This window comes from uncultured Roseobacter sp. (assembly GCF_947501835.1).
Taxonomy (GTDB): Bacteria; Pseudomonadota; Alphaproteobacteria; order Rhodobacterales; family Rhodobacteraceae; genus Roseobacter.
Genome location: NZ_CANMXR010000007.1, coordinates 198,840 through 224,927 on the forward strand (window position 1 = coordinate 198,840; position 26,088 = coordinate 224,927).

Genomic DNA, 26,088 nt, shown 5'->3' on the forward strand with positions numbered 1-26,088 from the left:
CATGACCTTGATTTTGGAAGGGGTGTCTAAAACTGTTGGGGGGGCGACCCATATTTACCCAACGGATATTGAGCTTCAGACCGGCACGATGAACGTGCTGCTGGGGCCGACGCTATCGGGTAAGACATCCCTAATGCGGCTGATGGCGGGACTGGATGCACCGGCAACAGGGCGGGTGATCTGGAAGGGCGAAGACGTGACCGGCATGCGGGTGCAGGACCGCAAGGTGGCGATGGTCTACCAGCAATTCATCAACTATCCCTCGATGACGGTTTACGACAACATCGCCTCGCCGATGCGTCTGTTGGGCCAGTCGCGTGCGGAGGTTGACGCGCGTGTGCGCGAGACCGCCGATCTGATGAAGCTGACGCCGATGCTGGACCGCAAGCCGCTGGAATTGTCGGGCGGACAACAACAGCGGTGCGCGCTGGCGCGGGCTTTGGTCAAGAATGCGGGCCTGGTGCTGCTGGATGAGCCGCTGGCCAATTTGGACTACAAGCTGCGTGAGGAATTGCGCGCCGAAATCCCCAGGATATTCGAGGAATCCGGGTCTATTTTTGTCTATGCGACAACGGAGCCTGAAGAGGCGCTGCTGCTCGGCGGCAATACCGCGGCCTTGTGGGAAGGCAAGGTGACGCAATTCGGCCCGACGCCATCTGTCTATCGCAGACCGGTGAATGCGACGACGGCGCGGGTGTTCTCTGACCCGCCGATGAATTTTCTCAAGATCACCAAGTCGGGCGCCACCCTGTCCTTCGGGGACGGGCAGAGCGTTGCCGTGGCCGAAAGTGCAGCACAACTGCCCGATGGCGTCTATACGGCGGGTTTCCGGCCCAATCATCTGGAACTGTCCCCCCATGTCGCGGGCGCGATGTCCTTCAAGACCAGCCTGACGGTGACCGAGATCACCGGATCAGAGACCTTCGTGCACCTGGATCACCACGGCGAGCGTTGGGTCGGTCTGGTGCACGGCGTGCAAATTCTGCAACCCGGGCAGGATCTCGAAGTCTTCCTCGATCCTGCACATGTCTATATCTTTGGGCAGGATGGCAACCTTGTCGTCGCAGCACCCTATGCGGAGGCGGCATAATGGCCAAGATTACCCTTGATAACCTCGCGCATTCCTATCTGCCGGTTCCGAAATCCGAGGATGATTTTGCGCTGAAGGAATTGAACCACGATTGGGTTGACGGCGAAGCCTACGCGCTGCTGGGGGCGTCGGGCTGTGGCAAATCCACGCTTTTGAACATCATTTCGGGGCTTTTGCATCCCAGTCAGGGGCGCATTCTGTTTAACGACCGGGATGTGACCCATGCACCGACCGCGGAGCGCAACATCGCGCAGGTTTTCCAGTTTCCGGTGGTCTACGACACGATGACCGTGCGCGATAATCTTGCATTCCCGCTGCGCAACCGGGGCGCGGACCCGGCCTATGTCGCGCAGCGCGTGGATCAGATCGCAAAGATGATCGGCATGGAGGAAGAGCTGAACCGCAAGGCGCGCGGGCTGACGGCGGATGCCAAGCAAAAGATCTCGCTGGGGCGCGGGATGGTGCGCGAGGATGTGAATGCGTTGCTCTTTGACGAGCCGCTGACGGTGATCGACCCGCATATGAAGTGGGAACTGCGCACGCAGCTGAAATCGCTGCACCATGAGTTTGGTCACACCATGATCTACGTGACCCACGACCAAACGGAAGCGCTGACCTTCGCCGACAAGGTAGTGGTGATGTATGACGGGCGCGTGGTGCAGATCGGCACGCCGCAGGAACTCTTCGAACGGCCCGCGCATACCTTTGTAGGGTACTTCATCGGCTCACCCGGCATGAACCTCTTTGACGCTGAAATTGACGGCGCGGTGGCACGCATTGCCGGTGTCAAAGTTCCCTTGGGGGCAGGGTACGCGCCCACGGCGGGGAAACTTCAGGTTGGGGTGCGTCCTGAGTTTATCAAACTCACCAATGGCGAAACGGGGGTGCCGGCACGGATTAAACGTGTTGAGGATGTCGGTCGTCACAAGATCATCCGCCTTGATGTAGAAGGCCGTGAGATCAGCGCGATTGCTGGCGAAGATGACGCGATTTCAGAAGGTTCCCAGAAAATCACATTCGATCCACAGGGCATAAATGTTTACGCCGATGATTGGCGGATTGCGCCGCAAGGGGAGGCCGCCTGATGAACAAGACGGTTAATCAAAAAGCATGGTTTCTGGTCTTGCCGGTGCTGGTGCTGGTCGCCTTTTCCGCGGTCATCCCGCTGATGACGGTGGTGAACTATTCGGTGCAGGACACCTTTGGGAACAATCAGTTCTTCTGGGCCGGTCTTGAGTGGTTCAAGGAGATGCTGGAAGAGGAGCGCATGTGGGATGCGCTCTGGCGGCAGATGATGTTCTCCGGGATCATTCTGGCCATCGAAATCCCGCTTGGGATCTATGTGGCGCTGAACATGCCCAAGAGCGGCTTCTGGGCGTCCTTTTGTCTGGTCATGATGTCTCTGCCGTTGCTGATCCCTTGGAATGTGGTCGGCACCATCTGGCAGATCTTTGGCCGCGTTGACATTGGCTTGCTCGGCTACACGCTTGATAAGATGGGCATTTCCTATAACTATACGCAGGATATCTTTGCCGCCTGGATCACGGTGATCGTGATGGATGTCTGGCATTGGACCTCGCTTGTGGCCTTGCTCGCCTATGCCGGTCTGCAATCCATCCCGGACGCCTATTATCAGGCGGCCAAGATCGATCAGGCCAGCCGCTGGAAGGTGTTCCGCTACATCGAATTGCCCAAGATGGCGGGTGTTCTGATGATCGCGATCCTGTTGCGCTTCATGGACAGTTTCATGATCTATACCGAACCCTTCGTGGTTACCGGCGGCGGACCCGGCAATGCCACCACCTTCCTGTCGATTGACCTGGTGAAGATGGCGCTGGGGCAGTTTGACCTCGGACCGGCGGCGGCCTTCTCGATCATGTATTTCCTCGTGATCCTGCTGATTTCATGGGTGTTCTACACCGTCATGACCAACCTTGATAAACGGGATGGCGTATAATGACCGATACCAGCATTCAGGCGACCGCCCCCGGGCAAATGTCGGCAAGTGACGCCCAGGTGACGCGGCGCAAGACGCCCAAAATCAATGGGTCTGCTGTGGTCATGGGGCTTTACCTCTTGTTCCTGCTCCTGCCGATCTACTGGCTGATCAACATGAGCCTGAAGACCAATACGGAAATTCTGGGTCAGTTTTCCCTGTTTCCCCGCGATCTGACGCTGGCGAACTACGTAAAAATCCTCACGGATGAGAGCTGGTATATCGGCTATATCAATTCGTTGATCTATGTGGTGATGAACACGGTGATCAGCCTGACCGTGGCGCTGCCTGCGGCCTATGCCTTTTCGCGCTACAGCTTCATGGGGGATAAGCATCTGTTCTTCTGGCTGCTGACCAACCGGATGGCCCCGCCTGCGGTTTTTGCGCTGCCGTTCTTCCAGCTTTATTCCTCTGTCGGCCTCTTCGATACACATATCGCCGTGGCGCTGGCGCATTGCCTGTTCAATGTGCCGCTGGCGGTCTGGATCCTCGAAGGCTTCATGCGCGGTGTGCCCAAGGAAATCGACGAAACCGCATATCTGGATGGCTATTCCTTCCCGCGCTTTTTCATCCGTATCTTTACACCGCTGATCGCCAGCGGGATCGGTGTGGCGGCCTTCTTCTGCTTCATGTTCTCTTGGGTGGAACTGCTGTTGAGCCGCACGCTGACCACCGTGGACGCCAAGCCCATCGCGGCCATCATGACGCGGACGCAAGGGGCGGCAGGCATCGACTGGGGCGTGCTGGCGGCTGCCGGTGTGCTGACCATCGTGCCGGGGGCTTTGGTGATCTATTTCGTGCGCAACTACATCGCCAAGGGCTTTGCCATGGGGAGAGTATAATGAGCGTCGTCCAGATATTCTCCGGCCAATGCACGGCTGTGTTCATCTCGCACGGGGGGCGACAGGAGGCCCAACCGCCGACCTACATCAACCTTGCACAGGTGTGTTGGGCGAGAACTGTCATGCCGCAGAATCTGATATCCTTGAGCATGTCGAACGGTTCCACCTGGGAGCTTCAGTATCAGGACTACCCTGTCTTTTTGAAGCTTGTGCAGGCGGTGAGCGAATTCAATAGCAACGAAGGGGAGGCATAAGACAATGGCCTGGATGGCATGGACCATACCCACCGCAATTTTCTTTGGTGTGATCGCCTGCTTGCTGATCACCTTCACTATTCTCGCCATCAAATATCCGGAAACGCCCCGCGTGGGCATTCTTCGGATCGAAACCACGCGGGGGGATCGTTTGTTCATCACCCTGCTGGGCTCAGCCTTCATCAACTTGATCTGGCTGGGTCTTGAGGTCGCACCACAGCCCTATGCGCTGTTGGCGTGTCTGGTCTATGCCGTTGCGGTTTTCCGCTGGGTGTAGATGGGAAGAATGGTCGATCCGGGTATTTTCCGGGGGGCCAGTTAAAACAGTTCAATAATGTCTTGGGAGGACTCACATGAACTTTTCACTAAAATCAACCACAGCCGTGGGCGCGATGGTCGCGTGCATGGCCCTGCCGGCCTGGGCCGACATGGAGGCGGCGAAGGCGTTTCTTGACGACGAAATCGCCGGGCTGTCCGTGCTCGACCGCGCCGCACAGGAAGCGGAGATGCAATTCTTCGTCGATGCGGCGGCTCCGTTCGCAGGCATGGAAATCAAGGTGGTTTCCGAGACGATCACAACGCATGAATACGAGTCCCAGGTGCTGGCGCCTGCATTTACGGCCATCACCGGCATCAAGGTCACCCATGACCTGATCGGCGAAGGCGATGTGGTTGAAAAGCTGCAGACACAGATGCAGTCAGGTGAGAACATCTATGACGCCTATGTCAACGACAGCGACCTGATCGGCACGCATTGGCGCTACCAGCAGGTGCGCAACCTGACCGACTGGATGGCGGGTGAGGGCGCGGATGTGACCCTTCCGTCGCTGGATGTGGAAGATTTCATCGGCACCAGCTTCACAACCGGTCCGGATGGCAAGCTTTACCAGCTGCCGACCCAGCAGTTCGCGAACCTCTACTGGTTCCGCTACGACTGGTTCAACGACGAGAAGAACAAGGCCGATTTCCAGGAGAAATACGGCTATGAGCTTGGTGTGCCGGTCAACTGGTCCGCTTATGAAGACATCGCTGAGTTCTTCACGGGGCGTGACTTGAGCCATATGGGCGTCGAGGGAGACGTCTTTGGCAACATGGACTACGGCAAGAAAGACCCGTCTTTGGGCTGGCGCTACACGGACGCGTGGATGTCCATGGCGGGCATGGGCGATGTCGGTGAGCCAAACGGTCTGCCGGTCGATGAATGGGGCATTCGTGTGAACGAGAATTCCCAGCCAACCGGTTCCTGTGTGGCCCGTGGTGGTGCGACGAATTCGCCTGCTGCTGTCTATGCTGTGACCAAGGCCATCGAATGGCTGCAGAAGTACTCGCCACCCGCCGCTGCCGGTATGACCTTCTCTGAAGCGGGTCCGATCCCGGCGCAAGGCAACGTGGCACAGCAGATGTTCTGGTACACCGCCTTCACCGCGGCAACGGTTCTGCCGGATCTGCCGGTGATGAACGAAGATGGCACGCCCAAGTGGCGCATGGCCCCTTCGCCACACGGTGTCTACTGGAAAGAAGGCCAGAAGATCGGCTACCAGGACGCAGGCAGCTGGACGCTGATGGAATCCACCCCGGTGGACCGTGCCAAGGCCGCGTGGCTTTATGCACAATTCGTGGTGTCGAAGACAGTCGACCTGAAGAAATCTGACGTCGGTCTGACTTTCATCCGCGAGAGCACCATCGATGCGGATCACTTCACGCAACGTGCGGACAAGCTCGGCGGTCTGGTGGAATTCTACCGGTCGCCTGCGCGCGTAGCATGGTCCCCAACTGGCACCAATGTTCCAGATTATCCGAAACTGGCGCAACTGTGGTGGCAGAACATCGGCGACGCGATGTCCGGTGCCAAGACCCCTCAGGAAGCGCTTGATGCACTTTGTGCTGATCAGGAACGCGTGCTGGAACGTCTGGAGCGTGCAGGTGTTCAGGGCGACCTGGGTCCGGTCATGAATGAGGAAGAAGATCCTCAGGCGTGGTTCGACCGTGAAGGCGCGCCCTACGCCAAACTGGAAAACGAAGACGAAGAGCCACAGACCGTCAGCTATGACGAGCTGATCAAATCCTGGCAGTAAGTCTTTGACCTTCGGCCGGGGCGCTGTCTTGCGCCCCGGCCATTTTTTCGGGCAGATTTGCCTGACAGACATCACAACATCCGGGGGCGGCCATGACCCATATTCTTGCGATCGACCAGGGGACGACCTCCTCACGTGCAATCATTTTCGACGCCGATATGGCGATCAAAGCCAGTGCGCAGGAAGAATTCCCTCAGCATTTCCCCGACAGCGGTTGGGTGGAACATGACCCGGGCGACTTGTGGTCCACCACGGCAGGCACCTGTCGCGCGGCCATTGAAAAGGCGGGTCTGGGCCCGGATGACATCGCCGCCATTGGAATCACCAATCAGCGCGAAACCGTGGTGGTTTGGGAGAAAGACACCGGCAAGCCGATCCACAATGCCATCGTCTGGCAGGACAGGCGGACCGCCGAGTATTGCCGTGCGCTGCGTGAAGCCGGGCATGACAAGATGATCACCGCCAAGACCGGCCTGCTGGCGGACCCGTATTTTTCGGGTACAAAGCTGAAATGGATTCTGGACCATGTGGACGGCGCGCGCGACCGCGCGCGGGCGGGGGAGTTGCTCTTTGGCACGGTTGACAGCTTCCTGATCTGGAAGCTGACCGGCAGTGCGGCCCATGTGACCGATGCCACCAACGCCGCCCGTACGCTGCTTTACGACATTCACAAAGGGCGCTGGAGCACGTCGATCTGCGCCCTCTTCGACATTCCGCAGGAAATGCTGCCGGAGGTGAAGGATTGTGCGGCGGACTTCGGCATGACGCGCGCCGATCTCTTTGGGCGCGAGGTCCCCATTCTGGGTGTCGCGGGGGACCAGCAGGCCGCCACGATTGGCCAGGCGTGCTTTGAGCCGGGCATGTTGAAATCGACCTATGGCACAGGGTGTTTCGCGCTTTTGAACACGGGCGAGACTGCCGTGACCTCCAACAACCGCTTGCTGACCACCATTGCCTATCAGTTTGACGGCAAGCCGACCTATGCGCTTGAAGGGTCCATTTTTGTGGCGGGCGCGGTGGTGCAATGGCTGCGCGACGGGCTCAAGATCATCCGGGAGGCGGCTGAAACGCAGCCCTTGGCCGAAAAGGCGGACCCCCATCAGAACGTCGTGTTGGTGCCAGCCTTTGTGGGGTTGGGCGCGCCCTATTGGAACGCGGAATGCCGCGGCGCGGTCTTTGGTCTGACCCGGAATTCCGGCCCGCAGGAATATGCCAAAGCCGCCTTGGAAAGCGTGGGCTATCAAACCCGCGACTTGCTGGAGGCGATGCAGGCCGACTGGCAGGGCGAAGGGGCAGGGGCCACCTTGCGCGTCGACGGGGGCATGTCGGCCTCTGACTGGGCGATGCAGTTTCTGTCCGATATCATCGGCGCGCCGGTGGACCGTCCGCAGGTTTTGGAAACGACGGCGCTTGGCGCGGCTTGGCTTGCCGGGCAGCGCGCGGGTTTGTACCCGGACCAGGACGGCTTTTCCAAAAGCTGGGCGCTGGAGCAGCAATTTGCGCCGAAAATGGATGCCCCAGATCGCGATCAAAAATATGCCGCGTGGAAACGCGCGGTGGCAGCGACGATGAGCTTTTGAGCCTGCCGCCGTTCAGCTTCCTGTCGCCGGGGCGGATTGAGTTCGGCCGTGGGGTGCGCGCACAGACTGCGCAGCGTGCTGTTGCGCATGGCAAAAGGATTTTGCTGGTGCGCGGTCGGTCGGTGCCTTGGGTCGACGCCTTGACCGAAGAACTGCACAGCATGGGCGCCGAGGTCACTTCGGTTTTCAATTCGGGCGAACCAACCGTATCGGGTGTCGAACAGGCGTTGCAGAAAGCGCGGGCCAGGGGCGCCGAGGTCGTGGTTGCCGTGGGCGGTGGTGCGGTGCTCGATCTGGGTAAGGCCGTGGCCGCTTTGGCACCCGGTCCCGGCGCCATCATGGATCATCTGGAAGGCGTCGGCGCGGCCAAGCCGCTGCATGGCGATCCCTTGCCGTTCATCGCAGTGTCGACGACCGCCGGAACCGGGGCGGAGGTGACGAAAAACGCGGTGATTGCGGTGCCGGAGGCCGGGCGCAAGGTCAGCCTGCGCGACGACCGCATGGTGCCGGATGTTGCGATCGTTGATGCCGCGCTGACCGACGGCGCACCGCGCGCGCAAACGCTGGCCTCGGGTCTGGATGCGCTGACGCAGGTGATCGAACCCTTTCTGTCGCACCGGGCGAACCCGCTCACCGATGCTTTGTGCCGGTCGGCGATACCACTGGGGGCCATGGCGCTGGCGAGGCTTTCAAAAGGGGAAGACACTCAGGCCCGCGATGACATGGCCTTTGTCAGCCTCTCGGGCGGGTTGGCGCTGGCCAATGCCGGGCTGGGCGCCGTGCACGGGCTCGCGGGGGTGTTGGGCGGACGTCTGGGTGCGCCGCATGGGTTGATTTGTGGGCGCTTGATGGGCCCCGTGCTGGCCGCAAACGCGCGGGCCATCGCCGAGGCCGGGGCTGATCTGTCGCGTTTCGAGGCGGTGGCGCAGTGGCTGGGAATTGCCTTCGAACGTGATGCAGCGACTGTTTTCGAGGATCTGCCCACACTCCTGGACAGCTGGAAAGTGCCGCGACTGGCGCAATGGCTGACGCCAGAGACCGATCTGGAAGCCATTGCGCGAGAGGCCGCCGGAGCATCCTCCATGAAGGCGAACCCCTGCGTATTGAGCACTGAAGCGCTTGTTCAGGCCATGCAACGGGCAATCTGAGCCGTCAGACCGAGGACAGACCGGCGTTGGTGTTCAAGAAGAATTGCGAAAAAATCGGTCCGCTCGCGGCCCCGATTGCGCGCGCGTTAAAGCCGATGTCGCCCTCTTCGATCCGTGGGGCCAGCAGACCGCGGGTGTCCTGAGTGATCAGATAGCGCCGCACGCGGTCCACCAGTTCCGTGCGCACAGCGTCCGGGAAGGCGCCATCGATGAGGATCGCCTCAAAATCAATGACCGAGCAGATGGAAAGCGCCGCCTTGGCCAGTTCCTGGGCGGTTTCACCGATCCACGGATCCACATAGCGCGACAGGGCCTGCCAATTCTGCGGCATCTGCCAGAGCTGCTTGGGGTCGAGCCCGACTTCGACCAGCCGACCTTCCAGCAAATGCAGTGAGGCCACGTCGATCAGTTGGCGACTTTCGCCCAAGGGACCCGTCGTGCGCAGCGACCCCAATGCCCCGGCATTGCCCTGATTGCCCTCAAAAACCGTGTGGTTCAGCACCACGCCGCCGCCGATGAACGAACCGATGTAGAAATAGGCGTAGTCGCGATATTCTTTGCCCAGCCCGTAGAGGTGCTCCGCACGACAGGCCGCCGTCGCGTCGTTGCATACAAAAATTGGCAGGGTGCTGAACTTGGCCACCTCTTCGGCAAAATGGATGTCTTTCCAGGAGCTGAAATCCTCGACCGGCGGACCCGAGAGATCGTGCCATTTCCAAAGCTCGAACGGGGAGGCGACGCCGATCCCGCAAATCCGGTTTTGCTGAGCGGCACTCATTTCCTCCATCAGCTGGTCAATGCCATCTTCGAGAAATCCAAACACGGTTTCGGGCAAAGGGTAGGGGTAGGAGAGATGCAATTGCCTGATCACGTCCCCCTTGAAATTGAGCAGCAACAGCTCTGCACTGCGCCGCCCGATTTTAAGCCCAAAGGAAAAGACGCCCTCTGCCGAGAGATCCATCGGGATGGAGGGTTTGCCTACTTTCCCCCGCTGCGGCGCACCCCGCGCCAAAAGGCCGTCTTTTTCCAGTTTGCGCAGGATTACCGATACGGTCTGAGGGGACAGGCCAGCCATGCGTGCAAGGTCGCTGCCGGGCATCGCGCCATGGCGCATGAACATGGAAAGCAGCAGGCGCTCGTTATAATTGCGCACCCCGCGCTGGTTCACGCCGCTGCTTAATCCCTTGACCTTGTTGCCATCCATAAGGTCGCCCATACTCATATTTACTTGGGCAATATCGACTTTTCGAATTAATAAATCAAGTTTATTTATTTATTGACAGCCGTTCTGAAATGATGTGTCTTAACCGAGACCTGTTGGGGAGGATTCCGCAGGGGAGGCGCGCTGCCAGCGTCTCAATCAAAATAATTTTTAAGTTTCCTTGGGAGGAAAACATGAAAAAACTTCTCGCCAGCACAATCCTTGGTCTGAGCGCATTGGGTGCAACAAGCGGCGCTGTATTTGCGGCCGACGACGTGACTGCCTGCCTGATCACCAAGACAGACACCAATCCGTTTTTTGTGAAAATGAAAGAAGGTGCCGAGGCCAAGGCCGCGGAGCTTGGCATGACCTTGAAGGCGTTTGCCGGTAAAGTGGATGGCGATCATGAAACTCAGGTTCAGGCGATTGAGACCTGCATTCTGGACGGGGCCAAGGGCATCCTGATCACGGCATCAGACACATCTTCCATCGTGTCGGCGGTAACCCAGGCGCGGGATGCAGGCCTTCTGGTGATCGCGCTCGACACGCCGCTGGAGCCAATCGATGCGGCGGATGCAACCTTTGCTACAGACAATTACAAGGCCGGGGTTCTGATCGGTGAATGGGCGCGTGCGCAACTGGGCGATGCGGCGGACAGTGCGAAGATCGCGACCTTGGATCTGAATGTCAGCCAGCCCACCGTCGACGTGCTGCGCAACCAGGGGTTCCTCGATGGTTTTGGCATTGATCTGGCAGACCCGAACGTCATCGGTGATGAAAGCGATGCGCGCATCGTTGGCAGTGACGTGACCGACGGCAACGAAGAAGGTGGCCGCCGCGCGATGGAAAACCTGCTGGCGCGGGACCCTTCGATTAACGTTGTGCACACGATCAACGAACCCGCGGCTGCTGGCGCCTATGAAGCGCTGAAGGCCATCGGGCGCGAAAAGGAAGTGCTGATTGTTTCCGTCGATGGCGGCTGCCCCGGCGTGCAGAACGTGGCGGATGGCGTGATCGGCGCAACATCACAGCAATACCCGCTGTTGATGGCCTCGCTGGGTGTTGAAGCCATCAAGAAATGGGCAGACGAAGGCGTGAAGCCGGAACCGACCCCGGGCAAGGCATTCTTTGACACAGGCGTGGCCCTTGTGACGGATGCGCCCGCCGATGGCGTGGAGTCAATTTCTGTCTCCGAAGGCAAAGACCTTTGCTGGGGCTAAACCCGTAAAAAATGTGGCGTGCGTGACAGCGCGCGCCGCATCCGACCGCGACAATTTCGTTCCGGTCTGTCACACTATCACAACAAATGGATGGGCCAGCACCCGTTGAATGGGAGGGGGATCTCGTGTCTGAGGCATCGGGAAAAACGCAAGAATTCGAGAGCGAGTTGAAGAAAAGCCCCGAAGCGGTGGCGGCATTCGAAGACACGCACCGCGGGTTTGTCGGGACAATCCAACACCTGCTGCATGTGAACCCCTCGCTGGTGCCACTGATCGTCCTGATTGCATCGATTGTGATCTTTGGTCTGCTGCTGGGCACCAAGTTCTTTTCGCCCTTTGCGCTCACGTTGATCCTGCAACAGGTGCAGATCGTCGGCATCGTCGCGGCGGCGCAAAGCCTCGTGATCCTGACCGCCGGGATTGATCTCAGTGTTGGCGCCATCATGGTGATGTCTTCGGTGGTGATGGGCCAATTCACCTTCCGCTATGGTATCCCGGTCGAAATCTCCGTCGCCTGCGGTCTGCTCTGCGGCACCCTGATCGGCTTTATCAACGGCTGGCTGGTGGCGCGCGTCAAACTGCCCCCCTTCATCGTGACGCTGGGCATGTGGCAGATCGTTCTGGCCACCAATTTCCTCTATTCCGCCAATGAGACGATCCGCTCGCAGGAGATCGAAGCGGAAGCGCCGCTTTTGCAATTCTTCGGCAACACCATCCAGCTGGGCGGGGCGCGGCTGACCTTTGGCGTCGTCTTCATGCTGCTATTGGTCTTTGTTCTGGCCTATGCCCTCAAACACACGGCCTGGGGGCGGCATGTCTATGCGGTCGGGGATGATCCGGAGGCAGCTGAGCTCTCGGGCGTGGACGTCAAGAAAACGCTGATCTCCGTCTATATGCTTGCGGGGCTGATTTGCGCCTTCGCGGGCTGGGCGCTGGTCGGGCGCATCGGATCGGTGTCGCCTACGTCCGGCCAGTTGGCCAATATCGAAAGCATCACCGCGGTGGTGATTGGCGGGATTTCACTCTTCGGCGGTCGCGGCTCCATCATGGGCACGCTCTTTGGCGCGCTGATCGTCGGGGTCTTTACGCTGGGCCTGCGCCTGCTGGGGGCGGATGCACAGTGGACCTATCTGCTGATTGGCGTGCTTATCATTGCCGCCGTGGGCGTGGATCAATGGATCAGAAAGGTATCGGTGTGATGGAACCCATTCTCAAAGGCCGCAACCTCGTCAAACGCTACGGCAAGGTCACCGCATTGGATCATTGTGATTTCGATCTGATGCCGGGCGAAATACTCGCCGTGATTGGCGACAATGGCGCGGGTAAATCCTCGCTGATCAAGGCCGTTTCCGGCGCCGTGATCCCGGACGAGGGCGAGGTCTGGCTGGAGGGCAAGCGGGTCAATTTCACATCGCCCATTGATGCCCGCAATGAGGGGATCGAAACGGTTTACCAGACATTGGCGATGTCGCCCGCCCTGTCGATTGCGGACAATATGTTCATGGGGCGCGAAATCCGCAAGCCGGGGTTTCGGGGCAAATGGTTGCGCCAGCTGGACCGCGCGGAGATGGAACGTCTGGCGCGGGACAAGCTGACGGAACTTGGACTGATGACCATTCAGAACATCAACCAGGCGGTGGAAACACTATCCGGCGGTCAGCGGCAGGGGGTTGCCGTCGCCCGGGCGGCGGCTTTTGGCTCGAAAGTGATCATTCTGGATGAGCCGACGGCGGCTTTGGGGGTAAAGGAATCCCGCCGGGTGCTGGAGCTGATCCTGGATGTGAAATCGCGCGGCATTCCGATCATCCTGATCAGTCACAACATGCCGCATGTCTTTGAGGTTGCAGATCGCATTCACGTGCACCGCCTGGGCAAACGGCTCTGCGTGATTGATCCTAAGGACTACACGATGTCTGACGCCGTGGCCTTCATGACGGGGGCCAAGGAACCGCCTACTGAGACCGTTGCCGCTTGAGCGTTTCAATGAATAGTCTTTCGGCCTTGGCAGAGTATGTCCTGGCCGCGCCGCGCAGGACCGAGCGTCGATTGGTTGCGATGGCGGGCGCGCCCGGCAGCGGTAAATCGACTGTGGCTGCGCAGTTGGCGCATCATCTGACGCAGCAGGGCAGCCTGGCGCAGGTGGTGCCGATGGACGGGTTTCACCTGGATAACGCCCTGCTCGACGGCATGGGATTGCGCCATCGCAAGGGCGCGCCGGAGACATTTGATGTGGCGGGCTTTGCCCGTCTGGTCCCTGCGCTCGGCGCGGGCAACCCGGTGTATTACCCCCTTTTTGACCGATCTCGTGACATTGCGATTGCAGGCGCGGATGTGCTGGCAGAAACCTGCGATACGGTGATTGTCGAGGGCAACTACCTCTTGCTGGACGCGCCGCACTGGCGCGATCTTTCGGCGCTTTGGGATGTGCGGATCGCGCTATCCGTTCCAGAACCTGTCCTGCGGCAAAGACTGACCGAGAGGTGGTTGGATCAGGGGCTTGCGCCCCAGGATGCCGCGGCCCGGGCGGAGGGGAATGATTTGCCAAATGCCCGTCGCGTTTTATCCGAAAGCCTGCCCTGTGATGTCGTCTTTGAAAACGACAGTCCGGTCGCCTGAACTTGATTCGCGATAAGGTGGCGCCTTAGGCTCAAATTCGTGTTAGGCTGGCGGTGTCTGCGGTCACTGGGACGTTGAACAAGCATCATGCCACCGAATTACCATGCCAGCCCAGTCTGCGGCAAAATCAGCCATTGATGTTTCGGTTGGAATATGTTCGTTAGCGCTAACAAGGCCCTTTCGCGCGTCTGATGCGCTGAGCAGGAAGAATTCTGGAGGAAGATGATGTCACACGCAGTTGCAATTAACGGGTTTGGCCGCATCGGGCGTGGCGTGTTGCGCGCTTTGGTCGAAAACGACATCGGCGATGTTGAAGTCGTCGCAATCAATGATCTGTCCTCGCCTGAGACGCTGGCGCATCTTCTGAAATACGACAGTGTGCATGGCCGCTTCAAAGCGGATGTAGAGGTCAAAGGCGACGCGCTTGTTGTCAACGGCCACACCATCAAGGTGACGGCGATCCGCAACCCGGCGGAATTGCCCTGGGATGGCGTTGATGTCGCCATGGAGTGCACCGGACTGTTCACCGCACGGGAAAAAGCGGCACAACACCTTGAGAACGGATCGCGCCGCGTGCTGATTTCCGCACCCGGGGCAGGGGCGGATCGTACCGTTGTCTATGGTGTAAACCATAAGGACATGAGCAAGGACGATATCGTGATCTCCAACGCGTCCTGCACCACGAATTGCCTCGCCCCAGTGGCCTATGTGCTGGACAAGGCATTCGGCATCAAGACCGGCTACATGACCACCATTCACGCCTATACCGGCGATCAGCCATCCCATGACGCCCCGCACAAAGACCTCTACCGGGGGCGTGCCGCGGCGCTATCGATGGTGCCGACATCAACTGGGGCCGCGAAAGCGATTTCGCTGGTCCTGCCGCATCTGGAGGGACGCCTTGAAGGGTCCGCCGTGCGGGTGCCGACGCCCAATGTCTCGCTTGTCGATCTGGCCTTTGTGCCGGAAAAGCCAGCGACCAAGGACGCCATCAACGCGGCGATGAAGGCCGCAGCCGAAGGTGAGTTGAAGGGCATCCTGTCCTATGAAACTGACCCGACCGTCTCCATCGATTACAATCACGATCCGCATTCTTCCAGCTTTGCGGCCCCACAAACCAGCGTCACTCAGGACGGGCTGGTGCGGGTTGTCAGCTGGTATGACAACGAATGGGGCTTTGCCAACCGGATGATCGACACCGGGCGCAGGCTGGCGGAACTGTCCAAAACCTGAAGCCAAACATCTGGCACCAGCACCTGAGCGCCCAAGCTCGGAGGGAACCGAGATGACTTTGAATGACACGATTGCCCGCGTCACGGACCGCATCATTGCGCGCAGCGAAGGACCGCGCGGGGAGTATCTGAGACGCATGGCCGATGCGCGGGTCAAGGGGCCCGCCCGCGGGCACCTCAGCTGCAGTGGCCAGGCGCACGCCTATGCCGGAGCGGGCCCGGACCAGTCGGCCATGGCCCATGAAACCGCGCCGAACCTCGGCATTGTCACCACCTACAATGACATGCTGTCCGCGCATCAGCCATTCGAGCGGTTCCCAGAGTTGATCCGTGAGGCCGCGCGTGCCATGGGGGCCACGGCGCAGGTGGCTGGCGGCGTGCCCGCGATGTGCGATGGTGTCACCCAGGGCGAGCCCGGCATGGAACTGAGCCTGTTTTCGCGTGATCTGATCGCGATGGCGACCGGCATCGCCATGACCCACAACACCTTTGACGCTGCGGTCTATCTGGGTGTTTGCGATAAGATCGTGCCGGGGCTGATCATTGCCGCGCAAACCTTCGGGCATATCCCGACGGTATTCCTGCCCGCCGGGCCGATGACCTCGGGCCTGTCCAACGATGAAAAAAGCCAGGTGCGCCAGAAGTTTGCCGCCGGCGAAGTGGGTCGTGACGCCTTGATGAAGGCGGAAATGGGCGCCTACCACGGCCCCGGCACCTGCACCTTTTATGGCACTGCGAATACCAACCAGATGCTGATGGAATTCATGGGCATGCACCTGCCGGGGTCAAGCTTCGTGACGCCCAACACCGGCCTGCGGGATGCGCTGACCCAGGCGGGGGCACAGCGTGCAATTGCGCATTCCGATCTGGGGGACAACTATCTGCCGGTCTGCGATGTGCTGGATGAAAAGGCCTATGTGAACGGCATCATCGGGCTCAACGCGACAGGCGGCTCGACCAACCTGCTGATCCACCTTATCGCCATGGCGCGCGCGGGGGGTATCATCCTCGACTGGCAGGATTTCTCCGATCTGTCCGAGGTCACACCTTTGTTGGCGCGGGTCTATCCGAACGGTCTGGCGGATGTGAACCATTTCCACGCGGCAGGCGGTCTGGGATATCTGATCCACGAATTGCTGGGGGCAGGTCTGCTGCATCCGGATACCAAAACCGTCGGTGGGGGTGGCCTCGAGGTCTACACGCAAGAACCCAAGCTGCGCGACGGTGTGGTCGTCTGGGAGGATGGCACGGCAAAAAGCCTGAACGAGAAGATCGTGCGCCCGGCTTCCGACCCTTTCCAGCCGACGGGCGGGCTGAAGCGCCTGAACGGGTCGCTTGGGAACGCGGTGATGAAGGTCTCCGCCGTGAAACCGGAACATCAGATCGTGGAGGCACCGGTGCGTGTGTTCAACGATCAGGAAGACGTGAAAGCCGCCTGCAAGGCCGGTGAAATCACCGAAGATACCGTGGTCGTGGTGCGCTTTCAGGGGCCGAAAGCCAACGGCATGCCCGAGCTGCACAGCCTGACCCCGGTGCTGAAAAACCTGCAAGCCAAGGGGATCAACGTGGCGCTGGTCACCGATGGGCGGATGTCCGGTGCCTCAGGGTCTGTACCATCGGCCATTCACGTCAGCCCCGAAGCCTTGGATGGTGGCGCAATTTCGAAATTGCAGGACGGCGATATCCTGCGTGTGGATGCGGTGGCGGGGGATCTGGACATTCTGACACCGGGCGTGCTTGATCGTGCGGCGGTGCGGGTCAATCTGGGCGCCAATGAATTCGGTCTTGGCCGTGAGCTTTTTGCGCAATTCCGCCGGTCTGTTGGCACTGCCGACACCGGCGCAAGTGTGCTCTTTTAAGGAAAGGAACCTGCCATGACGCCGCAGGACGCCAGCAAGCAGGCCCGAGAGATTTGCGGTTTGGCCCCCATCGTTCCGGTTCTGGTTGTAAAGGACGCAGGTCACGCGCGGCCTCTGGCCAAAGCACTGGTGGCAGGTGGATTGCCCGCGCTGGAGGTCACCCTGCGCACCCCGGCCGCGCTCGAGGCGATTTCGGAAATGGCGAAAGTTCCTGGCGGTGTGGTTGGGGCGGGCACGCTTGTCACAGCGCAGGACGTCAAGAACGCCAAAGCCGCCGGGGCCAAGTTCGGCGTGTCCCCGGGGGCAACTGACGCCTTGCTTGATGCTTGCGAGGCAGAAGACCTGCCCTTGCTTGCCGGGGCGGCGACCGCATCAGAGGCCATGCGGCTCTTTGAGCGAGGCTATGATGTGCTCAAGTTCTTCCCCGCCGAAGCCTCGGGAGGCGCGCCCGCGCTCAAAGCCATCGGGGGGCCATTGCCGCAAATCTCTTTTTGCCCGACAGGGGGGGTCAGCCCGAAAAACGCCGACAGCTATCTGTCATTGCCCAATGTGATTTGTGCGGGCGGCAGCTGGGTCGCACCGGCGGATATGGTGTTGGCGGGTGACTGGACCGGGATCGAAGCTTTGGCCCGGGACGCCAGCACGCTCAAGGTCTGATTGCCGACAATTCTGGCTTTGCTGTTGAAATTCCCGTCACTTCTGGCGATGTTCCGGGCTTCACTCGGGGTCATCATAGATGCAGCGCAAAACGGATCATTCTGCAAGGAACCGGCTTTTGGAGCCTGACTTGTTGATCCTGGATTGCGACGGCGTAGTGATCGACAGCGAGGTCATCAGCGCAGAAACCCTGATTGCACTGCTCAGCGGGTGGGACATCCAGATTGACGTCGCATTTGTGCGCGAGCATTTTCTGGGCCGCAGTTTTCCCACCGTCGCCGGATGCGTTTACGATCTCTTCGGCGTGCGCTTGCCCGCCCGGTTCGAAAGCGACTACCGCCAGCGCCTGTTTGAGACATTCGAGACCGATCTGCGGCTAGTAGCGGGGGTGGAGGCATTGCTCGATCATCTCACCGTGCCGTTTTGCATCGCCACCTCCAGCAGCCCCATTCGGGTTGCGCGCTCGCTTGAGCTGACAGGCGTGCGCGCCCGATTTGGCGACCGGGTCTTTACAGCCTCCGAAGTAGCCCATGGCAAGCCCGCGCCCGATCTGTTCCTGCACGCCGCGCGAAAGATGAATGCCGCCCCCGACAAATGCCTGGTTGTCGAAGACAGCAGCGTGGGCTTGCAGGCGGCCCTTTCCGCGGACATGCATGCGGCCTGGTTTACAGGGGGGGCACATATGCGCAAAATGGCCGACACTGACATCGAGATCGCGGGGTTTCCGAAGGGGCCGCATTTCAAGGTCAGCGCATTTGATGAGTTATTCGACCATGCGCCGGGCATCGGGCGGAGACCGGACGGAGAGGTACATGGCAGCTAAATCAGGCACAGACGAGCCCGCGGTCGACCTCGCGGCCCGTGCGGGTTGGATGTACTATCTGGGGGGTATGACGCAGGATCACATCGCGCGCGAGCTCGGCATTTCGCGTCAACGCGCGCAGCGTCTGGTCGCGAGGGCCGTTGCGGATGGTTTGATCGCTGTGCGCCTGAACCACCCGATCGCGGCTTGTCTGGAGCTTGAGCGCGCCTTGAAGGCACGGTTCGGTCTGACCCTTGCGCGGGTCGCGCCCGCGTTGCCCGAAGGTATGGATCCCGTGAAATCCATCGCACCTGTTGCTGCCAAGGAAATCGAGCGCGTTTTGAAAAACAGCGAAGACTTGGTGATTTCGCTCGGAACCGGACGGACCCTGCGCCAGGTTGTCGACGAAATGCCCGTGCTTGATTTTCCAAATCACAGGCTGGTGTCCCTGATTGGCAACGCCGCGCGCGACGGCTCGGCCACGGTGTATCAGGTGATCATGCGCCTTGCGGACCGCGTGGGGGCCCGCCATTTTCCACTGGCATTGCCGCTGCATGCCGAAAGCGAGGCCGACAGGGATTTTTATCTCGGCTTGCGCCACGCGCAAACCGCGCTGAAGCTGGCGCGCGAGTGTGACATTGCCTTTGTTGGTATTGGCGATGTGTCCCACACGGCGCCGATGATCATTGACGGGTTCATCGACACGGCCGAAATCGATGAGCTGCTGGCACGGGGGGCTGTCGGTGAGATTGTTGGCTGGGCCTTCGACAGTGATGGCAAATACCTGGAGGGCGGCTCAAATGCCTTGATCAACGGCGTGCGCGCCGACACGGCCGGATCACCGATTGTGTGCATCGCCGCGGGCGTCCGCAAATACGAAGCGCTTGCGGCAGCCCTGAAAGGCCAGCTCATTTCGGGTTTGATTACCGACGAGACCTGCGCCCGCCATTTATTGGCATAATTCAACCTAGAATACATATGGCGCCAAGAATTTGGTTGACTCGCGCGCACATAGTTGTGAATAATTGTCATCACGGTGAGCAAAAGCTCATATGACGTTTTGGGAGGAACTAATGATCTACACGGTAAGCCGCCTTATGGGCGCTTGCGCTATTGCAGCGCTGTCTACTGCTGCCACCGCAGAGACGCTCACAATCGCTACTGTCAACAACGGCGACATGATCCGCATGCAAGGCTACACGGACAACTTCACCGAGAAGACGGGGCACACCGTTGAGTGGGTGACGTTGGAAGAAAACGTGCTGCGTCAGCGGGTAACGACTGACATCTCAACCAAGGGCGGTGCTTTCGACATCATGACAATCGGCATGTATGAGACGCCGATCTGGGGTGCGAATGGCTGGCTGGTTCCATTGGACGGTCTGTCCGAGGAATACGACGTGGGTGACATCTTGCCCGCCATGTCTGGTGGTCTGTCCCACGACGGCACGCTCTATGCGGCGCCGTTTTATGGCGAATCGTCCATGATCATGTACCGCACCGATCTGATGGAAGCGGCTGGCATGGAAATGCCCGATGCCCCGACATGGGATTTCATCGGCGAAGCCGCCCGCGCGATGACGGACCGCGACAACGAGATCAACGGCATTTGCCTGCGCGGCAAGGCCGGCTGGGGTGAAGGTGGTGCTTTCATCACAGCGATGTCAAACTCTTTTGGCGCCCGTTGGTTCGACATGGACTGGAACGCCCAGTTCGACACTCAGCCCTGGGCCGACACGCTGAACTTCTACGTCAACCTGATGAACGACGCGGGCCCTCCGGGATATGCCACAAACGGGTTCAACGAAAACCTGTCGCTGTTCCAGCAGGGCAAATGCGGCATGTGGATCGACGCGACAGTTGCGGCGTCCTTCGTGACCAACCCCGACGACTCCACCGTCGCGGATAAGGTTGGATTTGCATTGGCCCCCGATACCGGTCTTGGCAAGCGGTCGAACTGGCTCTGGGCCTGGGCTCTGGCAATTCCTGCCGGTACTCAGAAAGAAGACGCAGCAAAAGAGTTCATCGAATGGGCCACGTCCAAAGAGTACATCGAGCTGGTCGCGGAGAACGAAGGCTGGGCAAACGTGCCTCCGGGCGCACGGGCCTCGCTTTATGAGAACCCGAACTATCAGGAGGTTCCTTTCGCTCAGAAAACGCTGGACTCGATCCTGTCAGCTGATCCGAACGACTCCACCGTGGAACCAAGCCCCTACGTAGGCATTCAGTTCGCAGCGATCCCTGAATTCGCTGGCATTGCAACAGAGGTCAGCCAGGAATTCTCGGCAGTCTATGCAGGTCAGCAAACAGTAGAAGAAGCGTTGGCAAAAGCTCAGGCTTTGACCAACGACGCAATGGAAGCGGCAGGCTACAGGTAAGGCCCCCTTCGACTTACCAGGGGGCGGTCCGCCGCCCTCTGGACACTTATTTACCACTCGTTCCATTCGACTGATTGTTTCCAGGCGGCAGATTTGTCCGTCAACAGAGGAGATGTGTTATGGCGACCCAACAATCCCGATCCGCAGCCAGATTGATGATGGCACCTGCCGTGATCCTTCTTTTGGGTTGGATGCTCGTGCCATTGACGATGACCCTTTGGTTTTCATTCCGCAAATACCTGCCACTGCGCGGCGGCGACCTTGGTTGGGCGGGCTTCGATAACTACACACGTTTCATAGGTTCGAGCGCCTTTTGGCCAAGTGTACAGGCCACCTTGGTCATCGTGGGCGGCGTGCTCATCATCACCATCGTCCTCGGCATCATTCTGGCCCTGCTGCTGGACCAGCCCATGTGGGGGCAGGGCATCGTCAGGATCCTCGTGATCGCACCCTTCTTTGTCATGCCGACCGTGTCAGCGCTGGTCTGGAAGAACATGTTCATGGATCCGGTCAACGGGCTCTTTGCCTATGTCTGGAAATTCTTCGGCGCCACCCCGGTCGAATGGCTCAGCCAGGCCTCGATGCAATCGATTGTGATGATCGTGAGTTGGCAGTGGCTGCCCTTTGCCACCCTGATCCTGCTGACCGCCGTGCAGTCGCTTGATAGCGAGCAACTGGAGGCAGCTGAGATGGACGGCGCGTCCTTCATGAGCAGGTTCTGGTACCTCATCCTGCCGCATCTGGCGCGCGCCATCACGATTGTCGTGCTGATCCAGACGATCTTCCTGCTGTCGATCTTTGCGGAGATTTTCGTCACCACCGGCGGTGCGTTCGGCACCAAGACACTCTCCTATCTGATCTTCCAGCGAGTGCTGGAAAGTCAGAACGTCGGATTAGGGTCCGCGGGCGGTGTCTACGCCATCATTCTTGCCAATATCGTTGCCATCTTCCTGATGCGCATCGTCGGCAAAAACCTGGACGCGTGAGGAGCAAATCATGGCACGTGCTGTTACAAACAATCGCAAAGCTCTGAACACCGCAATCGCCTGGTCCATCGGTCTGGTCATCTTCTTCCCGATCCTGTGGACGATCCTGACCAGCTTCAAGACCGAAGCCCAGGCCATCAGCAACCCACCCGTCTTTCTGTTCTTTGACTGGACGCTGGAGAACTATGCCGTTGTGCAGGAACGCTCCAACTACATGCGTTTCCTTTGGAATTCGGTCTTCATCGCGGGCGGGTCGACCATCCTGGGTCTGATCATCGCGGTGCCCGCCGCCTGGTCGATGGCCTTTGTGCCCTCCAGGCGGACCAAGGACATCTTGCTGTGGATGTTGTCGACCAAGATGCTGCCAGCGGTGGGTGTTCTCTATCCGATCTACCTGCTCTTCATCAAAATGGGCCTGCTGGACACACGCCTTGGGCTGACCATCGTCTTGATGCTCATCAACCTGCCGATCATCATCTGGATGCTCTACACCTACTTCAAGGAAATTCCCGGCGAGATCCTTGAGGCGGCCCGGATGGATGGCGCGTCGCTGCCTAAAGAGATCATCTATGTTCTCACGCCCATGGCGGTTCCGGGCATCGCATCGACACTGCTGTTGAATTTCATTCTCGCCTGGAACGAGGCTTTCTGGACGCTCAATCTGACCGCTGCCAAGGCGGCACCGCTGACCGCCTTTATTGCCAGCTACTCCAGTCCTGAAGGGCTCTTTTACGCGAAACTCTCAGCGGCCTCGACAATGGCCATTGCACCAATCCTGATCATGGGCTGGTTCAGCCAGAAACAACTCGTGCGCGGCCTGACGTTCGGCGCGGTGAAGTAAAGGAATAAGACCATGGGAAGCATTACACTCAAAAAAGTCTCCAAAAGCTTCGGTGATGTGGAGGTCATTCCGCCACTGGATCTGGAAATCAACGACGGTGAGTTTGTGGTCTTTGTCGGCCCTTCCGGGTGCGGTAAATCCACGCTGCTGCGGTTGATTGCCGGGCTGGAGGATCTGACATCCGGCGCCATCGAGATCGACGGCTCAGACGCCACCGATGCAACGCCAGCCAAGCGCGGCCTGGCGATGGTTTTCCAATCCTATGCGCTTTATCCGCATATGTCGGTCCGCAAGAACATCAATTTCCCGCTGAAAATGGCGGGGATGGATCCGGCAGAGGCCAACAAACGCATCGATGCAGCCGCCAAGGTGCTCAACCTGACGGATTATCTGGATCGCAGGCCGGGTCAGCTCTCGGGTGGTCAGCGCCAGCGGGTGGCGATTGGCCGCGCGATTGTGCGGGAGCCATCGGCGTTCCTCTTTGACGAACCGCTCTCAAACCTCGATGCGGCGCTGCGGGTGAACATGCGTCTGGAGATTTGCGATCTGCACAAGACGCTGGCCACCACCATGATCTACGTGACCCACGATCAGGTCGAGGCGATGACCATGGCCGATAAGATCGTGGTGCTGCACGACGGTTACATCGAACAGGTGGGCAGCCCGCTTGAGCTCTATGAAAGCCCGGTCAACAAATTCGTGGCGGGCTTTATTGGCAGCCCCAAGATGAATTTCGTATCCGGCGCATCGGCAAAGAAACGTGACGCTGACAGCATCGGCATCCGTCCTGAACACCTCACCGTTTCGGCGGATGCGGGTGAGTGGGAAGGGATCGTCGGCGTCTCCGAGCATCTGGGCTCCGACACTTTCCTGCACGTCAAACTATCCGATGGCAGCATGATCAACGTGCGGGCCAGCGGCGAGTTGAAAGCGGCTTATGGCCAGAAAATCTTCCTCAGCCCGCAGGAGGATAAAGTGCACCGCTTTGACGCCCAGGGACTGACGATTTGAATCGACTGTCCGGCAAAACGGCGCTGATCACGGGTGCGGCCCGAGGGATCGGGCTGGCGTTCGCCAAGGCCTATCTGCATGAAGGGGCGCAGGTGGCTTTGGCGGACATTGACTTTGAAGCCGTTCGGCGCGCTGCGGAAGAACTGGGTGAGGGCGCCACAGCGGTGGCGCTGGACGTCACCCGGCAGAGTTCCATCGACGATTGCATGGCGCAGGTTGTCGTGGAACTGGGGCGGGTCGATATTCTGATCAACAACGCAGCGGTCTTTGACCTGGCCCCGATCACGGATGTGACGCGCGAGAGTTACGATCGGCTCTTTTCGATCAATGTCTCGGGCTGTCTCTTCATGATGCAGGCGGTGGCAAATCAGATGATTGCGCAGGGCCAGGGCGGTAAAATCATCAACATGGCCAGCCAGGCCGGTCGGCGCGGCGAGGCCGTGGTGACGGTCTATTGTGCCACCAAAGCGGCGGTGATCAGCCTCACGCAATCGGCGGGGCTGAGCCTGATCCAGCATGGGATCAACGTGAATGCCATCGCCCCGGGCGTGGTGGACGGCGCCCATTGGGATGAGGTCGATGCGCATTTCGCGAAATACGAAAAGATCCCCAAAGGCGAGAAGAAGCGTCAGGTCGCTGCTGCAGTGCCTTACGGGCGGTTGGGGACGGCAGAGGACCTCACAGGCATGGCGGTTTTTCTGGCCTCTGAAGAGGCAGATTACGTTGTGGCGCAGACCTACAATGTGGACGGCGGGAACTGGATGAGTTGACATGATCAAGCTGACAGAAAAATCGCTCGCCTCCCTGGCCGGCACCATATCCGTGCCACAATATGATCGCGCGGCACTGCGGCCCGGTATCCTGCATGTGGGCGTGGGCAATTTCCATCGCGCGCATCAGGCCATTTACTTCGAAGATCTGCACAATCAGCAAAGCGATCCCGCGTGGGGGATTTGCGGAGCAGGGGTGCGGGCTCCGGATGCGCGGATGCGGGCGGAGTTGTCGGAGCAGGATTGGCTTTATTCTGTCGTGGAGGTGGATGGTGAGGCGCTCACGGCCAGTGTTGTCGGCTGCATGACCAATTTCCTGGACGTAGAGCCATCGGCAAATGCGTCGGTCCTGGCGCAAATGACCGACCCGGAGACGCGGATCGTCTCCCTGACCGTGACCGAGGGCGGATATTTTGTCGACAGCGCAAGCGGCCAGTTCGATCTGACCCATCCGCTGGTGGCCGCCGATATCGCCGCCCCGGGGTCGGCCCATACGGTCTTCGGCGGCATTGTCTCTGCCCTGGCGATCCGCAAGGCCGCGGGCACCGCGCCGTTCACAGTGATGTCCTGTGACAACCTGCCGGGCAATGGCGATGCGACGCGGGCCGCCGTGCTGGGGATCGCACAGGCAATTGATGCGGATCTCGCGGCGTGGATCAGCGATCACGTCAGCTTCCCCAATGCCATGGTCGACAGGATCACCCCCGCCACCGGTGATCGTGAGCGCGCCCTGCTGGCGGATAACTTCGGGATATCCGATAATTTCCCGGTCTTTTGTGAACCTTTCCGGCAATGGGTGCTGGAGGACAATTTCGTGAATGGGCGACCTGCCTTGGAAACCGTCGGGGTCACCTTCACCAAGGACATCCACGACTTTGAAAAGATGAAAATCCGCATTCTGAATGGCGGGCATGCGATACTGGCCTATCCGGCCGCCCTGATGGGGGTCGAATTCGCGCATGAGGCCATCAAAACCCCGGTCATCCGCGCGTATCTGCGCAAGGTGCTCACCGACGATGTGCTGCATCTCGTGCCCGATGTCACCGGTTATACACCAGCGGAATACCTTGATCTGATCTGTCATCGGATCGAGAACATCGGGGTGGCCGATCAAATCGCGCGCCTGTGCTTTGATGGCTCAAACCGGCAACCCAAATTCACCATTCCTTCCGTGCGCGATAATCTGGCGCAGGGCAGGCAGCCCGTTGGCCTCGCGTTGAGTGCCGCGCTGTGGTGCAGATATTGCGCGGGGAGCACCGATAAGGGCGCTGAAATTGCTGCGAATGATCCCAATTGGGAGGTGTTGCACCCCGTGGCGGTGGCCGCGCAAACCAACCCGGATGTATGGCTGGAACAGGAAGCGATCTATGGTGACGTGGGCACCCACGCCGGGTTCCGTGATCTGTTTGCGGCCTGTCTGACGTCGCTTCAGAACAATGGGGCCGAGGATACGTTGCGCCGCTATCTTAACGTTGGCACGTTTTTGCACGATGGGCCGGTACGTCATGGCCAAAATGGCTGATTTTCGGC

The 26,088-nt window shown here is 59.6% G+C and carries 25 protein-coding genes; 24 read left to right on the top strand and 1 reads right to left on the bottom strand.

From position 1 onward, the window contains the following. Position 1: 1 nt before the first annotated feature. The 9 genes from Q1A20_RS15840 to Q1A20_RS15880 all read left to right on the top strand — a co-directional run bounded on the left by Q1A20_RS15840 (position 2) and on the right by Q1A20_RS15880 (position 8,985). Positions 2-1,090, top strand: coding sequence for an ABC transporter ATP-binding protein (locus tag Q1A20_RS15840; RefSeq protein WP_299405445.1), 1,089 nt, complete (start codon positions 2-4; stop codon positions 1,088-1,090). After that, the gene (locus tag Q1A20_RS15845) at positions 1,090-2,175 is read left to right on the top strand and encodes an ABC transporter ATP-binding protein (protein WP_299405443.1); all 1,086 of its coding nucleotides are present in this window, start codon (positions 1,090-1,092) and stop codon (positions 2,173-2,175) included. The genes Q1A20_RS15840 and Q1A20_RS15845 overlap by 1 nt, the downstream gene beginning before the upstream one ends. After that, positions 2,175-3,047, top strand: coding sequence for a carbohydrate ABC transporter permease (locus tag Q1A20_RS15850; RefSeq protein WP_298970779.1), 873 nt, complete (start codon positions 2,175-2,177; stop codon positions 3,045-3,047). Before Q1A20_RS15845 ends, Q1A20_RS15850 begins: the two co-directional genes overlap by 1 nt. Then, complete coding sequence (locus Q1A20_RS15855) at positions 3,047-3,928, top strand: carbohydrate ABC transporter permease (RefSeq protein WP_299917585.1); 882 nt, start codon at positions 3,047-3,049, stop codon at positions 3,926-3,928. Before Q1A20_RS15850 ends, Q1A20_RS15855 begins: the two co-directional genes overlap by 1 nt. Continuing rightward, positions 3,928-4,182: a hypothetical protein gene (locus Q1A20_RS15860; protein WP_299405437.1), complete on the top strand. Its 255-nt coding sequence runs from the start codon at positions 3,928-3,930 to the stop codon at positions 4,180-4,182. Before Q1A20_RS15855 ends, Q1A20_RS15860 begins: the two co-directional genes overlap by 1 nt. A 4-nt stretch (positions 4,183-4,186) precedes the next feature. Further along, positions 4,187-4,459, top strand: a complete 273-nt coding sequence (locus Q1A20_RS15865) for a DUF2160 domain-containing protein (RefSeq protein ID WP_298970782.1) — start codon at positions 4,187-4,189, stop codon at positions 4,457-4,459. 76 nt (positions 4,460-4,535) lie between these two features. Further along, positions 4,536-6,257 carry an ABC transporter substrate-binding protein gene (locus Q1A20_RS15870; protein WP_298970783.1) on the top strand — a complete coding sequence of 574 codons (1,722 nt, stop codon included), beginning with the start codon at positions 4,536-4,538 and terminating at the stop codon, positions 6,255-6,257. A 92-nt stretch (positions 6,258-6,349) separates the two neighbouring features. After that, the gene (gene glpK / locus Q1A20_RS15875) at positions 6,350-7,837 is read left to right on the top strand and encodes a glycerol kinase GlpK (RefSeq protein WP_299405433.1); all 1,488 of its coding nucleotides are present in this window, start codon (positions 6,350-6,352) and stop codon (positions 7,835-7,837) included. Continuing rightward, on the top strand, positions 7,801-8,985 hold the full coding sequence (locus Q1A20_RS15880; RefSeq protein WP_299917588.1) for an iron-containing alcohol dehydrogenase: 1,185 nt from the start codon (positions 7,801-7,803) through the stop codon (positions 8,983-8,985). The genes glpK and Q1A20_RS15880 overlap by 37 nt, the downstream gene beginning before the upstream one ends. 4 nt (positions 8,986-8,989) lie before the next feature. On the opposite strand, the gene Q1A20_RS15885 is transcribed toward Q1A20_RS15880, so the two are convergent. Further along, entirely contained in the window at positions 8,990-10,189 is a 1,200-nt protein-coding gene (locus Q1A20_RS15885) for an ROK family transcriptional regulator (protein WP_299406601.1), read from the bottom strand. Between the two features lie 191 nt (positions 10,190-10,380). On the opposite strand from Q1A20_RS15885, the gene Q1A20_RS15890 reads away from it, so the two are divergent. From Q1A20_RS15890 to Q1A20_RS15960, 15 genes are all read left to right on the top strand, one after another. Continuing rightward, positions 10,381-11,406, top strand: coding sequence for a sugar ABC transporter substrate-binding protein (locus Q1A20_RS15890; protein ID WP_299917590.1), 1,026 nt, complete (start codon positions 10,381-10,383; stop codon positions 11,404-11,406). Between the two features lie 125 nt (positions 11,407-11,531). Beyond that, entirely contained in the window at positions 11,532-12,605 is a 1,074-nt protein-coding gene (locus tag Q1A20_RS15895) for an ABC transporter permease (protein WP_298970790.1), read from the top strand. Further along, positions 12,605-13,381, top strand: a complete 777-nt coding sequence (locus tag Q1A20_RS15900; RefSeq protein ID WP_298971583.1) for an ATP-binding cassette domain-containing protein — start codon at positions 12,605-12,607, stop codon at positions 13,379-13,381. Before Q1A20_RS15895 ends, Q1A20_RS15900 begins: the two co-directional genes overlap by 1 nt. Before the next feature lie 8 nt (positions 13,382-13,389). Further along, positions 13,390-14,022 carry a nucleoside/nucleotide kinase family protein gene (locus tag Q1A20_RS15905; protein WP_299917593.1) on the top strand — a complete coding sequence of 211 codons (633 nt, stop codon included), beginning with the start codon at positions 13,390-13,392 and terminating at the stop codon, positions 14,020-14,022. Between the two features lie 225 nt (positions 14,023-14,247). After that, the gene (gap, locus tag Q1A20_RS15910; protein WP_299405424.1) at positions 14,248-15,255 is read left to right on the top strand and encodes a type I glyceraldehyde-3-phosphate dehydrogenase; all 1,008 of its coding nucleotides are present in this window, start codon (positions 14,248-14,250) and stop codon (positions 15,253-15,255) included. A gap of 52 nt (positions 15,256-15,307) precedes the next feature. Further along, on the top strand, positions 15,308-17,113 hold the full coding sequence (gene edd, locus Q1A20_RS15915) for a phosphogluconate dehydratase (protein ID WP_299917596.1): 1,806 nt from the start codon (positions 15,308-15,310) through the stop codon (positions 17,111-17,113). Between the two features lie 15 nt (positions 17,114-17,128). Next, positions 17,129-17,770, top strand: coding sequence for a bifunctional 4-hydroxy-2-oxoglutarate aldolase/2-dehydro-3-deoxy-phosphogluconate aldolase (eda, locus tag Q1A20_RS15920; RefSeq protein WP_299917599.1), 642 nt, complete (start codon positions 17,129-17,131; stop codon positions 17,768-17,770). Between the two features lie 130 nt (positions 17,771-17,900). After that, positions 17,901-18,593 (top strand): HAD family hydrolase, encoded by a 693-nt coding sequence (locus Q1A20_RS15925; RefSeq protein WP_299917601.1) that lies wholly within the window; start codon positions 17,901-17,903, stop codon positions 18,591-18,593. Next, positions 18,583-19,533, top strand: coding sequence for a sugar-binding transcriptional regulator (locus Q1A20_RS15930; RefSeq protein WP_299405414.1), 951 nt, complete (start codon positions 18,583-18,585; stop codon positions 19,531-19,533). The genes Q1A20_RS15925 and Q1A20_RS15930 overlap by 11 nt, the downstream gene beginning before the upstream one ends. Before the next feature lie 136 nt (positions 19,534-19,669). Further along, complete coding sequence (locus Q1A20_RS15935) at positions 19,670-20,950, top strand: sugar ABC transporter substrate-binding protein (protein WP_298971585.1); 1,281 nt, start codon at positions 19,670-19,672, stop codon at positions 20,948-20,950. Positions 20,951-21,069: 119 nt separating this feature from the next. Beyond that, positions 21,070-21,936: a carbohydrate ABC transporter permease gene (locus Q1A20_RS15940; RefSeq protein ID WP_298970804.1), complete on the top strand. Its 867-nt coding sequence runs from the start codon at positions 21,070-21,072 to the stop codon at positions 21,934-21,936. 10 nt (positions 21,937-21,946) lie between these two features. Further along, on the top strand, positions 21,947-22,777 hold the full coding sequence (locus tag Q1A20_RS15945) for a carbohydrate ABC transporter permease (RefSeq protein WP_298970805.1): 831 nt from the start codon (positions 21,947-21,949) through the stop codon (positions 22,775-22,777). A gap of 12 nt (positions 22,778-22,789) precedes the next feature. Further along, complete coding sequence (locus Q1A20_RS15950) at positions 22,790-23,788, top strand: ABC transporter ATP-binding protein (protein ID WP_298970807.1); 999 nt, start codon at positions 22,790-22,792, stop codon at positions 23,786-23,788. After that, positions 23,785-24,558: an L-iditol 2-dehydrogenase gene (locus Q1A20_RS15955; protein WP_299405410.1), complete on the top strand. Its 774-nt coding sequence runs from the start codon at positions 23,785-23,787 to the stop codon at positions 24,556-24,558. Before Q1A20_RS15950 ends, Q1A20_RS15955 begins: the two co-directional genes overlap by 4 nt. 1 nt (position 24,559) lies before the next feature. After that, a complete protein-coding gene (locus Q1A20_RS15960) occupies positions 24,560-26,080 on the top strand; it encodes a mannitol dehydrogenase family protein (protein ID WP_299405407.1) in 1,521 nt (506 codons plus the stop codon). Positions 26,081-26,088 lie beyond the last annotated feature (8 nt).

Bases quoted from the DNA above. Each gene is read 5' to 3' on its own strand.
- Q1A20_RS15840 (WP_299405445.1), top strand. From the start codon at position 2: ATGACCTTGATTTTGGAAGGGGTGTCTAAAACTGTTGGGGGGGCGACC.
- Q1A20_RS15845 (WP_299405443.1), top strand. From the start codon at position 1,090: ATGGCCAAGATTACCCTTGATAACCTCGCGCATTCCTATCTGCCGGTT.
- Q1A20_RS15850 (WP_298970779.1), top strand. From the start codon at position 2,175: ATGAACAAGACGGTTAATCAAAAAGCATGGTTTCTGGTCTTGCCGGTG.
- Q1A20_RS15855 (WP_299917585.1), top strand. From the start codon at position 3,047: ATGACCGATACCAGCATTCAGGCGACCGCCCCCGGGCAAATGTCGGCA.
- Q1A20_RS15860 (WP_299405437.1), top strand. From the start codon at position 3,928: ATGAGCGTCGTCCAGATATTCTCCGGCCAATGCACGGCTGTGTTCATC.
- Q1A20_RS15865 (WP_298970782.1), top strand. From the start codon at position 4,187: ATGGCCTGGATGGCATGGACCATACCCACCGCAATTTTCTTTGGTGTG.
- Q1A20_RS15870 (WP_298970783.1), top strand. From the start codon at position 4,536: ATGAACTTTTCACTAAAATCAACCACAGCCGTGGGCGCGATGGTCGCG.
- glpK (WP_299405433.1), top strand. From the start codon at position 6,350: ATGACCCATATTCTTGCGATCGACCAGGGGACGACCTCCTCACGTGCA.
- Q1A20_RS15885 (WP_299406601.1), bottom strand. From the start codon at position 10,189: ATGGATGGCAACAAGGTCAAGGGATTAAGCAGCGGCGTGAACCAGCGC.
- Q1A20_RS15890 (WP_299917590.1), top strand. From the start codon at position 10,381: ATGAAAAAACTTCTCGCCAGCACAATCCTTGGTCTGAGCGCATTGGGT.
- Q1A20_RS15900 (WP_298971583.1), top strand. From the start codon at position 12,605: ATGGAACCCATTCTCAAAGGCCGCAACCTCGTCAAACGCTACGGCAAG.
- Q1A20_RS15905 (WP_299917593.1), top strand. From the start codon at position 13,390: ATGAATAGTCTTTCGGCCTTGGCAGAGTATGTCCTGGCCGCGCCGCGC.
- gap (WP_299405424.1), top strand. From the start codon at position 14,248: ATGTCACACGCAGTTGCAATTAACGGGTTTGGCCGCATCGGGCGTGGC.
- edd (WP_299917596.1), top strand. From the start codon at position 15,308: ATGACTTTGAATGACACGATTGCCCGCGTCACGGACCGCATCATTGCG.
- eda (WP_299917599.1), top strand. From the start codon at position 17,129: ATGACGCCGCAGGACGCCAGCAAGCAGGCCCGAGAGATTTGCGGTTTG.
- Q1A20_RS15930 (WP_299405414.1), top strand. From the start codon at position 18,583: ATGGCAGCTAAATCAGGCACAGACGAGCCCGCGGTCGACCTCGCGGCC.
- Q1A20_RS15935 (WP_298971585.1), top strand. From the start codon at position 19,670: ATGGGCGCTTGCGCTATTGCAGCGCTGTCTACTGCTGCCACCGCAGAG.
- Q1A20_RS15940 (WP_298970804.1), top strand. From the start codon at position 21,070: ATGGCGACCCAACAATCCCGATCCGCAGCCAGATTGATGATGGCACCT.
- Q1A20_RS15945 (WP_298970805.1), top strand. From the start codon at position 21,947: ATGGCACGTGCTGTTACAAACAATCGCAAAGCTCTGAACACCGCAATC.
- Q1A20_RS15950 (WP_298970807.1), top strand. From the start codon at position 22,790: ATGGGAAGCATTACACTCAAAAAAGTCTCCAAAAGCTTCGGTGATGTG.
- Q1A20_RS15960 (WP_299405407.1), top strand. From the start codon at position 24,560: ATGATCAAGCTGACAGAAAAATCGCTCGCCTCCCTGGCCGGCACCATA.